Genomic DNA, 316 nt, shown 5'->3' with positions numbered 1-316 from the left:
TGGGCCTAAATGGACTCGAACCATCGACCTCACGCTTATCAGGCGTGCGCTCTAACCAGCTGAGCTATAGGCCCATATACTTTACAGGGGCAGTAGGAATCGAACCCACACTGGAGGTTTTGGAGACCTCAGTTCTACCTTTAAACTATGCCCCTAAATGATGCCGGCTAGAGGACTTGAACCCCCAACCTACTGATTACAAGTCAGTTGCTCTACCAATTGAGCTAAGCCGGCATAAAAAAATGGTGGCTCGGGACGGAATCGAACCGCCGACACGAGGATTTTCAGTCCTCTGCTCTACCGACTGAGCTACCGA

3 tRNA genes are annotated in these 316 nt (G+C 50.9%); all 3 read right to left on the bottom strand.

From position 1 onward, the window contains the following. Positions 1-74 (bottom strand) — tRNA-Ile (locus ACS2QP_RS27545). Positions 75-84: 10 nt separating this feature from the next. Then, positions 85-155, bottom strand: a tRNA-Trp gene (locus ACS2QP_RS27540). A 6-nt stretch (positions 156-161) separates the two neighbouring features. After that, a tRNA-Thr gene (locus tag ACS2QP_RS27535) sits at positions 162-234 on the bottom strand. Between the last annotated feature and the right edge of the window lie 82 nt (positions 235-316).

Origin of the sequence: Bacillus cereus group sp. Bce019 (assembly GCF_051781745.1) — a bacterium.
Taxonomy (GTDB): domain Bacteria; phylum Bacillota; class Bacilli; order Bacillales; family Bacillaceae_G; genus Bacillus_A; species Bacillus_A cereus.
Note: the sequence above shows the minus strand (reverse complement) of the source record. Positions and strands in the feature narration are given on the sequence as shown.